Consider the following 12,956-nt stretch of genomic DNA (forward strand, 5'->3'; position numbering starts at 1 on the left):
GATTCTCAGGGTCGCGTGATTGGCACCTGGGCCGATGTCATCAACCGGGCGAACCTGGGTATGGAAGTGATGCACGAGCGCAATGCTCACAACTTCCCCCTCGACCTCGCTACCGCTGAGGCGCCTGAAATCATCGGCTAGTCCTCGACGACTACCCCACTGATTGATTAGAACAACAGCGCTCCCGAAAGGGGGCGCTTTTGCGTTGGTGTTGGCGATCGCTACACTCTAAAATAAGCAAGGCCCATCAGTAGGCAAAACCTAAACGAGACATGGCTTCCACAATGCAAGCACTTCGGGATTTACAGCAAAGCCAGGACGCGATTTTGTCGTCAGAGGGGATTCCCACTACGTTTAACAATGCTGCTGACTTAGAAACGGTTAAAGCTGGAGCCGTGCTGTTTGATCGCAGCCATTGGGGAGTGCTTCAGATGTCTGGGGGCGATCGCCTGCGATTTATCCACAATCAGACTACCAACACGTTTACCCAGCGCCAGCCCGGCGAAGGCTGCGATACCGTATTTGTTACCTCCACCGCTAGAACCATTGACCTGACCACTGTCTATGTGACCGATGAGGCGCTGCTAATTCTCACTTCCCCTGGTCAGGATCAGCGCCTAATGGACTGGATGGATCGCTACATTTTTCCGGCCGATCAGGTATCGCTGGCTAACCTGACCGCAGATATAGCTGTTTTTTCCCTCGTTGGCTCTAGCAGCGCTGCTGTACTCAAGAATTTGGGCATTGAGTTAGAGCCTAATTTGCCTACAGCCCACCATCGAAGCGTTGATCTCGGTGGTGTTGCTCTACGCTTGGCTGTAGGTAGTGATTTGGCTCTGCCTGGGTACACCCTTTTGGTGCCGGTAGAAAGCGCAGCATCCGTATGGCAACAGCTTACCGATGCTGGAATCATCCCAGCAGGAGAACTGCTCTGGCAGCAGCTGAGGGTGCAGCAGGGGCGTCCTGCTCCAGAGCGCGAACTCACCGATGATTACAACCCTCTCGAAGCGGGGCTGTGGGACGCAATTGCCTTTGATAAGGGATGCTATATCGGTCAAGAGACTATTGCTCGATTAAACACCTACCGGGGGGTCAAGCAGCAGCTCTGGGGCCTTCAGCTTAGCGGTAAGGTTGATCCAGGGGAGGCTATTTTTGCTGGGGATGAAAAAGTTGGTTTACTCACTAGCGTAGTTGAAACTTCCGGTGGTTTAAGGGGTTTAGGCTATATTCGCACCAAAGCTGGTGGAGCAGGCTTGGCTGTCAGTATCGGTGCGGCTAATGGTGTGGTGGTTGATTTGCCCTATCTAGCTCGAGGGTACTTGACGGTAGATGATCTACCCGCTTAAGCGGTAATTTGGGTATTCTTAGGTGGACTCACTTAATTGTATTTAAGTAACGCACCGATTGTATTAAGCTTGGTCAGCCAAGCAATGCCGTACAGATTTTTACCCTATGAGCCAACCTAGACGCGCCCTGATTACTGGTATTACCGGTCAGGATGGATCTTATTTAGCAGAATTACTTCTAGATAAAGGCTACGAGGTTCACGGTATTATTCGCCGCACCTCTACATTCAATACTGACCGCATCGATCATGTTTATGTTGATCCTCACAGTGCCGAAGCGCGTCTGTTTTTGCACTACGGCGATTTGACCGATGGCACCATGTTACGGCGGATTCTTGAACAGGTGCAGCCCCAGGAGGTTTATAACTTGGGTGCTCAGTCTCACGTGCGGGTGAGCTTTGATTCGCCCGAATACACCGTGGACTGTGTTGGCATGGGTACGCTGCGGATTCTCGAAGCCATTCGTGACTACCAGCAGCGCACAGGGCTAGAAGTGCGCTTTTACCAAGCTGGCTCCTCGGAAATGTTTGGCAAAGTGCAAGAAATTCCCCAAACAGAAACCACGCCATTCTATCCCCGTAGCCCCTACGCCTGCGCCAAGGTTTTTGCCCACTGGCAAACGATTAACTACCGCGAGTCGTACGATCTGTTTGCCTGCAACGGCATTTTGTTTAACCACGAGTCGCCTCGTCGGGGCGAGACCTTTGTGACCCGCAAAATTACCCGAGCGGTAGCCCGCATTGTGGCCGGTCAGCAGAAAAAGCTGTATCTAGGCAATCTCGACGCTAAGCGCGACTGGGGCTATGCCAAAGACTATGTCAAGGCCATGTGGTTGATGCTGCAGCAAGACCAACCCGATGACTACGTAGTAGCCACTAACGAAACCCACGCTATCAGCGAATTTTTAGACATTGCCTTTAACCACGTTAACCTTGACTGGCATGACTACGTGGAGTTTGACCCTCGCTACCTGCGGCCTGCCGAAGTGGAACTGCTGATTGGTGACTCAACCAAAGCCCGCCAGGCTTTAGGCTGGGAGCCTAGCGTCACCTTTGAGGAACTGGTGCACTTGATGGTGGAGAGCGACCTCGAGGCCATCGGCATCCGCCATGGCAATGGTGCTTCCTCCGATGTAGCGACTATTCGCAAAGAGATGCTGCACTTGGCACCCCAGGGTTAACTGCTAGAGTCGGTCGATGACCAAAAAACGGTGTCTGTCTTGGGGATGGATACCGTTTTTTTGCCAGCAAAGCATGCGTTTTAGGGGCCTTTCCTCTAGTATGGGAAAGAACAACTGGGAGAGCGACTCAATCCACTGAGCTTGCCCAGATTGCTGTTGTAGGTTTCCCTTTGTATGGCTGACGAAAAGACCCCTCCAGTAGACTCTGCCCCCGCTGAGGATACCCCTGCTCCTCAGTTAGAGGCTCAAGCGGCAGATGCTGCGCCTCAGGCCAAGGCTAAAGCTGCCCCCAAGGCAGAGGCTGGTGCTGAACCCAAAACCCCACCCAAAGCCGCTCCTAAAAAGGAAAAGCCCCCGGCGCTAGAAGACAAGCCGTTCACTGAGTTTATTGAGCATCACTTTATTCCGACACTAGAGTCAGCGTTGAAGGATAAGGGCATTGACGATATTCAGCTCACCCTCGATCAGCGGCCCCTAGAGGTGTTTGGTATCAGTGATGATGAGCAGTATTGGCACGTAAAGGGGCAGTGGCAAAAGGGCGATGGCGAAGCCTCCCCTTCGGGGAATCGCCAGTTCAATATTGCCTTTACAAAAGAGAATATCTCTAGCCCCAAGCTGTTCTACTTTGCCGATAGAGGCTCTCAGCCCAGCACCATTGAGCAGTTCATGGGTGACGAGCGCAAAATTACCCTAGACTTGCTGGTGCTGTTTACCCTACGTCGGCTCAACGGCCAAAAATGGTTGGCAAGAAATTGAGCTCTCCAGTGGGCAAGCGCTAGTGGGCAGGCAGAATACTCGGCCAGGGCTAGCTACTGTGGGTAGCAAGAAACTGCCGCAACAGACCAATCACCACAGCAGGATGCTCCACGTGGGGTAATACCCCAGAGTGGGGTATTTCTATCACCGTTTGAATGGCTTTGGGGTTGAGGCTGGCCAACCGTTTGACCATTGCTGGAGCGCTAAACCGCGACTCAGCTCCTAGCAAGATGGTGGTAGGGGTTTGCAGCTGGTGAATATAGCGCGACAGGTCAAAGCTGACCGCTCCATTGAGGGAGGCTAGGGCAGAATATTCAGCATTGGGTTGCTGAGTGCAGGCGAGATAGCCCTGTACCGTTTCTGGGGTAATGCGACGAGAGTCGGCAAAGAGAAAGGTGGAGAGGAACGATCGCACCGCCAGTTCGTTGGCGGCCCCTACCTGATACAGCAGTTTGTCTATGCCCGGTGTACTAGCGATAAGGGCAGGCAGGCTGGCTCTGTAGTCGCGGCCAAAGTCACTGTTGCCCGAGGGTGAAACTAGAAATAGGCCTTTGAACAAATCAGGGCGCAGTCCCGCTAAGCGGATCACTACCCCAGCGGTAAGGGAGGTGGCCACTACTAAGGCGGGGGGCTCAGCCACTAACTCCAGTAGGTGGGTGATCATGTAAAAGTAGTCTTCGGTCGAGTAATCGCGGGGCGGATGGGTTGATTGCCCCCAGCCAATTAAATCAGGGGCAATCACCCGATGGGTGGCACCAAAGGCGGCGTATACCTTAGACCATTCGAAGGCTGAGGAGCCGCCCCCAAGGCTGTGTAGAAAAACGAGGGGCGGACGGGTCGCGGGGCTATCCACTTGCCAAGGCCAGCCGCCGGGCGTGTAGTAGGCCATGACCCCCAGGTCGGTAGCGAGGGCCTGCTGAATAAAGCCCAGCGGCTGGAAGTTAAGCATGGTGATATTCGCTAAGATTCGTGGATGTGGGGCTATCCCTGGGCAGTGATTCAATCTTAAGGCCAATCTAAAGGCCTCTGCTGCCCATTTGAATTCTGCCTGGAGGTGAGGTCAACGTTACCGAGCGAGTTGTTAATTTATCGATTTCAGGGGGAGGGGCTACAGCCCAAACGGTTGGCGCTGGATGGGGTGAATCGGGCGATCGCAGCCGATCTCATTCAGCTCTTTCAGCAGCAGGTGGGCCTCACCCAAGGCGACCTCAACCGCCAGCTGCAAGATTTAGAGGGCGAAGACACTAACTACCGCATCAAGCGGGGGCTAGCCCACATTCTGCGCAATAGCTTTGCCACGTTTGATGTGGTAAGCCCGCTAGAGCCAATTGAGCTGCGGCGGCGAGTGTTTGCCCTGTCCGCCCAATCAATTCCATCTCCCAAAGCGGCCGAAGCTCATTTGACAGCCCTTGGTCAGCAGCTTTCTGAAGAACTAGATCGGGAAGTATCAGTGCCTGACCTGCGCCAGGGGCTCTACGCCGATCGCCAAGACAACCACATTCTGATTGAGTTTGACTCCCCCACTCCCGATGCCCTGCTCCATCGCTATAACCTGTCGCAGACCCAGGGGGTGTTTTATAAGGCCAGCGATCTGGTGATGCACCTGTACCGCAATGACCCCGGCGAGTACAAGCTCATGTTTCGTTACCTAAAGCTGTTTCGGCTGATGACCTACATCGAGGGCGACGCCGATCAGGGGTTTACGATCACCATCGACGGCCCCGCCAGCTTGTTTAAACCCAGCACGCGCTATGGAATCGATATTGCCAAGCTGATTCCCGCTATTCTCCACGTCAGTAAGTGGCGGCTGACGGCAACCTTGCAAATGAAGGACAACTTTACTCAACAGGTAAAACCCCGCCAGTTTACCCTCGATAGCGACTGTGGTTTGGTTACCCACTATCCCCCTGGCAAAACCTACGACAGCATGATTGAGGAGTCGTTCGTCAGCCGCTGGCCGGCCAAAACCCCCTGGCGGCTGGAGCGGGAGGTGGATCTGGTACCCCTGCCCGGCAGCGTGATGATCCCCGACTTCCGACTGGTTCACCCCGACGGGCGCGAGTTTTTGCTAGAGATTGTTGGCTACTGGCGGCCTGAATACCTGCGTAAGAAATTTGCTCAGGTGCGCAAGTCGGGGCGCAGTAACCTAATTTTGGCGGTTTCAGAACGGCTCAACCTGGAGAATGCCGGGGTAGATATTGCCAACGTTCCAGCCCAGGTGGTGTGGTTTAAGACGAAACTTCAGCCCAAGGTGGTGCTGGAGGTGCTGGGAGACTGAGGCCTTGGTGAGTATCCAGGTTTTCTTATAGCTATCGATAGGAAAACCTGAAGGCTGGACTCGTAGGCTAGGTCATGATTGTGCCGCCCATCAGTTTTTCGTAACGCCGCTGGAGTTCCTTCGCTAGTTTGGGCCAGCGGGCTAGGTCTGGGTCTTCTTTCAGCATGGCTTCTGCTGCCTCGCGGGCTAGCGTTAGTACGTCCTGGTCTTCGATCAAACTGGCTAGGGCGAAATCGGGCAGGCCCGACTGGCGGGTGCCTAGCACTTCTCCAGGGCCGCGAAAGCGCAGGTCCATTTCAGCAATAAAAAAACCGTCCTGGGATTGCTCTAGCACTTTGAGGCGCTGAATGGCGGTTTCGCTGCGGCTGCCGCTGAGCAATAGGCAAAATGATTGGGCGGCACCGCGCCCGACTCGGCCCCGCAGCTGGTGGAGCTGAGAGAGGCCAAACCGCTCGGCGTGCTCGATCAGCATTACCGAAGCGTTGGGCACATCGACGCCCACTTCCACCACGGTGGTCGATACCAAAATGTGGGATTCCTGGTTGCGGAAGGCGGTAATAGCGACGTCTTTCTCGGCGGAAGACATGCGTCCGTGAAGCAGACCGACGGTGAATTCTGGAAAAATGACCTCCGCTAGCCGCTGGTGCTCCTCCACGGCGGATTTGAGATCGAGCTTTTCGGATTCTTCGACCAGAGGAAGCACCACGTAGACCTGGCGACCCTGGGCAATTTCGCGCCGGATGAGGTCGTAGGCGTGGGTGCGTTCTTTGTTTGTCAGCAGCGTGGTTTGAATTGCTTTGCGCCCCGGCGGCAGTTCGTCAATTTGGCTCACATCCAGGTCGCCGTGCATGGTTAGCGTCAGGGTGCGGGGAATGGGAGTAGCGGTGAGGGTGAGCACGTGGGGATTTGCGCCTTTTTGGGTGAGCCTGGCCCGCTGCTGCACGCCAAAGCGGTGCTGCTCGTCAATTACCACCAGGCCCAGATCGCGGAACTGCACCGGGTCTTCGATCAGGGCATGGGTGCCGACAAGAATGGGCAGTTCGCCAGTGGCCAGTTCGCCCAGCATTTTGCGACGTTTGGCAGCGCGGGTGGAGCCAGTGAGCAGTTCCACAGTGAGGTGCAGCTGGTTGAACCATTCCACCAGCTTGCGGTAGTGCTGCTCGGCTAACACTTCGGTGGGAGCCATGATGGCGGCCTGATAGCCCGATTGAATTGCAGCGAGAGTAGCAACTACGGCAACGACGGTTTTACCGGAGCCAACATCCCCCTGCACCAAGCGGTTCATGGGTACGGGCTTTTGCAGGTCAGAGAGGATGTCGTTGACCACCCGCTGCTGGGCACCGGTAAGGCCAAAGGGAATTACGCCGTAGAACTGGTCGATCAGCTTCCCGGTGGGGGCGAGGGTGATGGCAGTTTGCTGAGCCTGCTGCTGTTGACGACGGCGCAGGAGGCCCAGCTGGAGGTAGAGAAATTCGTCGAATACTAAGCGACGACGGGCTTTGGCTAGGTTTTCTTCGTCGTCGGGGAAGTGGATTTGGGCGATCGCATCCTCCACCTTCACCAACTCATAGCGCTGCCGCAGGTCCACCGGCAGGGGATCCTGAAGTTCGGGCACCGCTGGTAGGGCAGCCGCTACAGCTTTGCGCACCAAATCTGCTGGGACGCCCTCGGTAAGGGAATAGACCGGCACCATGCGGCCAATGGTGAGCGATTCGATGCGATCGCTCAAACTGTCCAACACTTCTAGATGCGGATCTTCCAGCGTCACCCCAAACTTGCTGTCTTTGACCAAACCGGAGGCGGCAACGATCGCCCCCTGGGGATACTGGCGCTTTTGCTGCTGCTGCCAGCTTGGGGTGGCGTAGCGACCGCCGGGGTAGAAGCGGTTGAGCTTGAGGGTGCCGCTGCCGTCGGAGAGCTGAAGCTCAAAGATGGTGAGCTTTTTGTTGCGGGGGCTGGTGAAGCAGTTGACCCGCTTGACGGTGCCGACGATGGTGACGGTTTCGCCGGGTTCTAAATCACGAATTTTGACCTGCTGGGCGTAGTTGATGTGGTCGCGAGGATAGTAGTAGAGCACATCCTGCACGGTGAAGATGCCTAGCTTGGCCAAGCGCTCGCTGTTTTTAGGGCCGATGCCTTTCAGGTAAGTGACGGGCTGGTCAAGGCCAAAGCGAAAGCTGCCGGTGCCAGATGCCTCAGCTAGCTGGGTGGTTTTTGGGGCCTTGGCTGTTTTGGATGTTTTGGCCGCAGTTGATTTCTGAGCGTCTGTTGCGCTGCCTTCACGGGTGCGAAGGGATTTGGTCTCGGCAAATTTTTCCAGCAGGCGCTGGGTGCTGTAGAGAAAGCGGCGGGTTTCAGCTACCAAGTGCTGGCGCTGGGCAAAGCTGAGGTCGGTGTAGCCGTTGTACTTTTGGGCCAGGCTCTGCCACGACTGCTGCTGATCGCCGGGGAGAACGGCCGGAGGCTGTTGCAGACTGTCGCGCAGAAATTCGTTGAAGCTCTGCTGTTTGCCCACCAGATTGTTGAAGCCGGTCTCGGCCTCGACCGAGAGGGCTCGCTGAAGCCGCACCCAGTCGGGTAGGGAGGTCTGTGCTTCTGTCATGGATGCTTCCCCAGAGCCCTACCGGGATGAGTCGTCGTACCAAACCGCTCGCCAAGCTTGCTCGGCTTGGGCGATCGCCAGCTCACGCTCGGCTCGCTGGTACTGTTTGCCCAGCTTGCGCAGCCGACCCACGGCGGTGCGCAGTTTGCTGCGCCATAGAGCAGTCTGCACATCCCCTAACTCTAGGTCGGCCAGACGCAGCTGAACAGCGGCTAAATGGGTCATGGTGCTTTCTAGGGCTTCTTCCTCGTCGTCTGATCCGTCGGCTTCTTCCTCATCGCGTTCGGTCTGTTGGCGGTCAAACTCAGCGGCTACATCCCCAGCCATGGCCACCAGCACGTTGAGCACGTTGGGGACAGCGCGCCCCTTAGGAACTGCCATGTCCGCGTCGGAGGCAACCTCTAATACCGACTCGGGTAAGTCAGGAATCACCTGGGACTTACGCAACAGCCGATTAGCTTTTTTAGAGACGCGCTGGAGTACGTCGCGGATTCTCTGCTCCAGAATTAGATGGTGTTTGGCGACTAAGGTAGGGGTCATTGGGTCGCCGGTAAAAGGGCGATCGCGAAACACGTCTTCTATATCGCTGGAAATAGCCGCCATCAGGACAGACTGGATGAGCTGCTTGGGGTCGAGCGCCGAGGCCTCACTATCGGAGGAAGACTCGTTTGCTGAGGACGGCGACGAGGCTTCAACAGACTCTGGAGCCGAATTTTCATCGGAGTGCTCAGCACCGAAGTGTTCGGCGTCAGCATCTCTGGCACCAGAGTCTTCAGCAATTGTCCCCTCTATGGCTGCTTCTGCAGGCTCCGCGATCGCCCCAGAGTCGGTCTCATCAGCCTCTGTTTGATCAACCTGTTCCAAAACCTCGTCAGCAGGCGTCAAAACCGCCCCTGCCGAGGGCTGAGTTAAGGCCACCAGAGCAGTTTCTAGGCGATTGAGGTCGTCGCGATCAAGATTGGGCTCAGCCGGAGATGGGTCGGGCTCCATAAGCTGCTGTAGCCAGCCTTGGGCCTTGCTACCCAGGGTTTGCATGCCTTGCTGCAGACGGCCGCGATCGCTCACGGATAGGGCCAAAAACTCTTCGGGGTAGACCTGGGTACAAAGGTGGTAAGTGGCCATCACGACCTGTCGCCGCACCGTCTGCCCCAGCACCGTCAGATAGGTGGCATAAATTTGGCTAAACTCTTCGGCCAGGGTGGCGGTGGCACCCTCTAACCCATTGAGATCTTTGCGAATGCTTTCAACTGGCCTTACCATACCGCCTTGCCCACGCCATATCTGGATTATAGGGAAATATTGAAAGCGGGGACGCAATACTGGCGCCCCCGCTATTGGCGATGGCTAAGGGACGGCCTGTGACCATTGCTAACTTAACCGTTAGCCCCTAGCCTGAAGTTGGCTCATCCTAGCCTCACTTCTTCTTCTTGCCCTTTTCTTTCTTAGGCGCGGCTTCGGCCTTAGGCTCGGCTGCCGGTTCGGCTTCGGCTACGGGTTCTTCTTTCTTGTTGAGACCAGCCTGAGCCGCGACTTCCTCGGCAAAGTTGGTCTCTTCTTTCTCAATGCCCTCACCCAGCACAAACCGAGAAAAGCGCCGCACCTGGATATTTTCACCCAGTTTAGAAACTACCTGCTTAATCAGCTCTTCTACAGAGATGTTCTGATCTTTGATAAAGGGCTGATCGACCAGGGAAAGCTCCTTGAGACGCTTTTGAATGCGGCCTTCAACGATCTTTTCCTGCATGGCGGCGGGCTTGTTGGCGATGTCGTCGCGGCCCATCTCAATAGACTTTTCTTTGGCGGCAACCTCGGCAGGAATATCACTGACGCGCACGTACTCCACGTTGGGGCAGGCCGCAATCTGCATAGCAATGTCGCGCACCAGAGTCTTGAACTCATCGCGGCGGGCCACAAAGTCAGTTTCGCAGTTGACTTCTACCAGCACACCTACCCGGCCGCCAGTGTGGATGTAGCTCTCTACTAAACCCTCAGCGGCTACCCGGCCTTCTTTCTTAGTGGCCGAAGCAATACCCTTCTGGCGCAGCCACTCGATCGACTTTTCGATGTCGCCATCGTTTTCTTTCAGGGCTTTTTTGCAATCCATCATGCCCGCGCCGGTCTTGTCGCGCAGGTCTTTAACGAGCTTTGCAGAAATTTCTGCCATGGTGATTTACCGTCCTAACGCGCTATCGTCAAACTCAATACAAACTCAGGGAAAAGGCCCTAGTTCAGCTTAAACCCCTAGGGCCACCTTCACTAAGGCAACTATTGGGCAAAGGCAGAATATTCTGCCTTTGCCCAACACACCTAGACTCCTAAATTCCTCTCCAGTAGGAGAACAAAGCGAATTAAGGTCTAGTCGTCGCTATCGGCGGCGGGGGCGTCGTAGCCGTACTCGTCGTCTTCACCACCGTCATAGTCTTCGTAGTCGTCATCGTTGCCGCGAGCCTTGGCACCATTGGAGCCTTCGTAGATGGCGTCGGCCAGCTTGCCCAAAATCAGCTTGATGGAGCGAATAGCGTCATCGTTGCCGGGAATGGGCACATCTACTAGATCGGGATCGCAGTTAGTATCTAGCAGCGAAATGATGGGAATGCCCAACTTGTGGCATTCCGACACCGCGTTGTATTCGCGCTTGATGTCAACGATGATGGCGACATCGGGTACCTTGCGCATAGTTTTGATGCCACCCAGGTACTTTTGCAGCTTCTCTAGCTCGCGGCGCAGTACGGCGGCTTCTTTTTTGGGGCGCAGGTCAATGGCACCCAGTTCTTCCATACGCTCAAGCTCTTTGAGGCGGTTAGCGCGAGACTTGATGGTTTCCCAGTTGGTCAGCATGCCGCCCAGCCAGCGCTGGTTGACGTAGTGAGAGCCGCAGCGGGCAGATTCTTGGGCCACAATGCCAGCCGCCTGGCGCTTGGTGCCAATGAACAGGAACTTTTGCCCCTGCTCAGCCGCAGTGCGGACAAATCTGTAGGCTTCTTCCATCAGCTGGGCGGTCTGCACCAGGTCAATGATGTGAACGCCGTTGCGGGAGGTGAAGATGTACTGATCCATCTTGGGATTCCAGCGGCGAGTTTGGTGGCCGAAGTGAACCCCAGATTCTAGTAGCTCAGGGAGAGTAATAACGGGCATTTGATTTTGACTCCTTTCGGGTTAATCCTCCATTCGAACGTGCTTTCCATAGGAAAGACCCGAAAATTCGAATGTGTGGTTTTTTGACAACTTTTCTAGGTTATCACAAAAGAGTGAGTACAAGGTTTAGGGGGTGTAGGGGAGTAGCCGTGCCTTAGACCCTACACCCCCTAAACCTCTCAGCTAGTCGTCAAAGTGTTTGACGATCGCCTCGGCAAACTCCGAGCACTTCAGCGGTGGATTGACCGGGGGCTCCATTAGGCGGGCCAGGTCGTAGGTAACTTCGCGGGAGGCGATCGCCCCCCCAATCCCTTTCTTGATTAAATCGGCCGCCTCTTGCCAGCCCATGTACTCCAGCATCATCACCCCAGAGAGAATGACGGAGCCGGGGTTGATCCGGTCCAGCCCAGCGTGCTTGGGGGCGGTGCCGTGGGTGGCTTCAAAGATGGCGCAGGTGTCGCCGATGTTGGCCCCTGGCCCCATACCCAACCCACCGACGATCGCCGCTGCCGCATCCGAGAGATAGTCGCCATTCAGGTTCATGGTGGCGAGAATCGAGTACTCATCGGGCCGGGTTTGAATCTGCTGAAAGATGCTGTCGGCGATGCGATCGTTCACCATGATTTTGTCTTTCCACTGGCCGTTGCCGTGGGTCTCCCAAATGGCGGCGAGAATGCCCTCGACTTCAGCATGGATAGCGGCCTTTTTTTCGGGGGTCAGGGCGTCGTATCCTGGCTCAATCTGGCGAGCGTTCTCTTCGGTAGAGAGGTCAGGATTGGCTTCTTTATTGCCCAGAATCCAGGACTCGCGTTCAGTGACGCAGTCAGCGCGAAATTCTGAGGTAGCCAACTCATAGCCCCAGTCACGGAAGGCCCCTTCGGTATATTTCATAATGTTGCCCTTGTGCACCAGGGTGACCTGCTGCTTGTCTTTGGGCAGACGCAGGGCGTGCTTCATAGCGCGGCGCACCAAGCGCTGGCTGCCGGTTTTGCTGATCGGCTTGATGCCAATGCCCGAGTCGAGGGGAATCTGCTTTTTGCCGTGCTCTGGGGTAGCCGGGATCAATTCAGTATTGAGGTATTTGATCAGCTGGTCGCCGATGGGGTCGCCCTGCTTCCACTCGATGCCCAGGTAAATATCTTCGGTGTTCTCTCTATAGATAATGACGTCGAGCTTTTCGGGGCTGCGGTGGGGAGAAGGAGTGCCAGCGTAGTACTTGCAGGGGCGCACGCAGGCGTAGAGGTCATTAATCTGCCGCAGGGCCACGTTGAGCGAGCGAATGCCGCCGCCGACTGGGGTGGTGAGAGGACCCTTGATTGCTACGCCGAACTCTTCAATGGCTTTGAGGGTGTCGTCGGGCAGGTATTGGTAGGTGCCGTACTGCTCACAGGCTTCGTCGCCAGCGTAGACCCGAAACCAGACAATCTCGCGCTTGCCGCCGTAGGCTGCGGCCACCGCCGCGTCAAACACCCGCTGGGCAGCGGGCCAAATGTCTACTCCCGTTCCATCACCACGGATGTAGGGAATGATAGGCGTATCTGGCACGACGGGTTCGCCATCTTTAAAGGTGATGCGATCGCCTACTGTCGGGGGAGTGATCCGTTCGTACATCGCAAATTGCCCGCAAACGACAAAACATCCCATAGTCTAATGCGCTTT

The 12,956-nt window shown here is 55.8% G+C and carries 10 protein-coding genes and 1 pseudogene; 5 read left to right on the forward strand and 6 right to left on the reverse strand.

The features are described from left to right. The 4 genes and pseudogenes from NC979_RS23615 to NC979_RS23630 form a co-directional block, all read left to right on the forward strand. Window positions 1-141, forward strand: a pseudogene (locus NC979_RS23615) (photosystem II q(b) protein); the annotation flags it as partial. Between the two features lie 143 nt (window positions 142-284). Next, window positions 285-1,346 carry a CAF17-like 4Fe-4S cluster assembly/insertion protein YgfZ gene (gene ygfZ / locus NC979_RS23620; RefSeq protein WP_190522286.1) on the forward strand — a complete coding sequence of 354 codons (1,062 nt, stop codon included), beginning with the start codon at window positions 285-287 and terminating at the stop codon, window positions 1,344-1,346. Between the two features lie 106 nt (window positions 1,347-1,452). Then, window positions 1,453-2,526 carry a GDP-mannose 4,6-dehydratase gene (gene gmd, locus NC979_RS23625; protein WP_190522289.1) on the forward strand — a complete coding sequence of 358 codons (1,074 nt, stop codon included), beginning with the start codon at window positions 1,453-1,455 and terminating at the stop codon, window positions 2,524-2,526. 174 nt (window positions 2,527-2,700) lie between these two features. After that, a complete protein-coding gene (locus NC979_RS23630; protein ID WP_190522292.1) occupies window positions 2,701-3,282 on the forward strand; it encodes a DUF2996 domain-containing protein in 582 nt (193 codons plus the stop codon). A 49-nt stretch (window positions 3,283-3,331) separates the two neighbouring features. Here the strand turns inward: NC979_RS23630 and NC979_RS23635 are convergent, their stop codons facing one another. Beyond that, window positions 3,332-4,231 carry an alpha/beta fold hydrolase gene (locus NC979_RS23635; protein WP_190522295.1) on the reverse strand — a complete coding sequence of 300 codons (900 nt, stop codon included), beginning with the start codon at window positions 4,229-4,231 and terminating at the stop codon, window positions 3,332-3,334. Between the two features lie 129 nt (window positions 4,232-4,360). On the opposite strand from NC979_RS23635, the gene NC979_RS23640 reads away from it, so the two are divergent. Then, window positions 4,361-5,560 carry a DUF790 family protein gene (locus NC979_RS23640; protein ID WP_242024158.1) on the forward strand — a complete coding sequence of 400 codons (1,200 nt, stop codon included), beginning with the start codon at window positions 4,361-4,363 and terminating at the stop codon, window positions 5,558-5,560. A 67-nt stretch (window positions 5,561-5,627) separates the two neighbouring features. Here NC979_RS23640 and recG read toward each other — a convergent pair whose 3' ends face one another. From recG to NC979_RS23665, 5 genes are all read right to left on the reverse strand, one after another. Further along, window positions 5,628-8,162, reverse strand: coding sequence for an ATP-dependent DNA helicase RecG (gene recG / locus NC979_RS23645; RefSeq protein WP_190522301.1), 2,535 nt, complete (start codon window positions 8,160-8,162; stop codon window positions 5,628-5,630). A gap of 18 nt (window positions 8,163-8,180) precedes the next feature. Next, window positions 8,181-9,422 carry a hypothetical protein gene (locus tag NC979_RS23650; RefSeq protein ID WP_190522304.1) on the reverse strand — a complete coding sequence of 414 codons (1,242 nt, stop codon included), beginning with the start codon at window positions 9,420-9,422 and terminating at the stop codon, window positions 8,181-8,183. A gap of 154 nt (window positions 9,423-9,576) precedes the next feature. After that, window positions 9,577-10,326 carry a translation elongation factor Ts gene (gene tsf / locus NC979_RS23655; protein ID WP_190522308.1) on the reverse strand — a complete coding sequence of 250 codons (750 nt, stop codon included), beginning with the start codon at window positions 10,324-10,326 and terminating at the stop codon, window positions 9,577-9,579. A gap of 191 nt (window positions 10,327-10,517) precedes the next feature. Then, entirely contained in the window at window positions 10,518-11,297 is a 780-nt protein-coding gene (gene rpsB, locus NC979_RS23660; RefSeq protein ID WP_190522311.1) for a 30S ribosomal protein S2, read from the reverse strand. Window positions 11,298-11,480: 183 nt separating this feature from the next. Next, window positions 11,481-12,908, reverse strand: a complete 1,428-nt coding sequence (locus NC979_RS23665) for an NADP-dependent isocitrate dehydrogenase (protein ID WP_190522313.1) — start codon at window positions 12,906-12,908, stop codon at window positions 11,481-11,483. Window positions 12,909-12,956: the final 48 nt, after the last annotated feature.

This window comes from Leptolyngbya subtilissima AS-A7 (genome assembly GCF_039962255.1).
Classification (GTDB): Bacteria; Cyanobacteriota; Cyanobacteriia; order Phormidesmidales; family Phormidesmidaceae; genus Nodosilinea.

Coding starts and splice junctions, on each gene's coding strand:
- ygfZ (WP_190522286.1), top strand. CDS start 285: ATGCAAGCACTTCGGGATTTACAGCAAAGCCAGGACGCGATTTTGTCG.
- gmd (WP_190522289.1), top strand. CDS start 1,453: ATGAGCCAACCTAGACGCGCCCTGATTACTGGTATTACCGGTCAGGAT.
- NC979_RS23630 (WP_190522292.1), top strand. CDS start 2,701: ATGGCTGACGAAAAGACCCCTCCAGTAGACTCTGCCCCCGCTGAGGAT.
- NC979_RS23635 (WP_190522295.1), bottom strand. CDS start 4,231: ATGCTTAACTTCCAGCCGCTGGGCTTTATTCAGCAGGCCCTCGCTACC.
- recG (WP_190522301.1), bottom strand. CDS start 8,162: ATGACAGAAGCACAGACCTCCCTACCCGACTGGGTGCGGCTTCAGCGA.
- NC979_RS23650 (WP_190522304.1), bottom strand. CDS start 9,422: ATGGTAAGGCCAGTTGAAAGCATTCGCAAAGATCTCAATGGGTTAGAG.
- tsf (WP_190522308.1), bottom strand. CDS start 10,326: ATGGCAGAAATTTCTGCAAAGCTCGTTAAAGACCTGCGCGACAAGACC.
- rpsB (WP_190522311.1), bottom strand. CDS start 11,297: ATGCCCGTTATTACTCTCCCTGAGCTACTAGAATCTGGGGTTCACTTC.
- NC979_RS23665 (WP_190522313.1), bottom strand. CDS start 12,908: ATGTACGAACGGATCACTCCCCCGACAGTAGGCGATCGCATCACCTTT.